Origin of the sequence: Streptomyces sp. SP18CS02 (genome assembly GCF_036322365.1) — a bacterium.
GTDB lineage: Bacteria > Actinomycetota > Actinomycetes > Streptomycetales > Streptomycetaceae > Streptomyces.
In genome coordinates, this window is the sequence record NZ_JAQYXC010000054.1 from 1 (window position 1) to 278 (window position 278).

A 278-nucleotide genomic window follows, 5' to 3' on the forward strand; every position below is an offset into this window, starting at 1 on the left:
GGCGAGTTCGCGGTAGTGCACGAGGTGGCGGTGCTCGGTGCCGTCCCGGTCGCCGGCCTCGTCGAGACGCTCGGCCGCGTACTCCGCCACCGTCTCCAGCAACCGGTACCGCATCACCCCCGGCACCACCGCCCCCGGCACGGCACCGGGCACCGCCGCCCCCGGCGCCGCGACCACCAGCGACTTGTCGACAAGGGAACCCAGCACCCCCACGACGTCCGGCCCCCCGCAGACCGCCTCCGCCGCCTCCAGATCACACCCGCCGGAGAACACCGACA

Annotated in this window: 1 pseudogene; it reads right to left on the reverse strand. The window is 74.8% G+C overall.

Annotation, left to right across the window (positions count from 1 at the left end):
* Nucleotides 1-278, reverse strand: a pseudogene (locus PUR26_RS00145) (hypothetical protein); the annotation flags it as partial.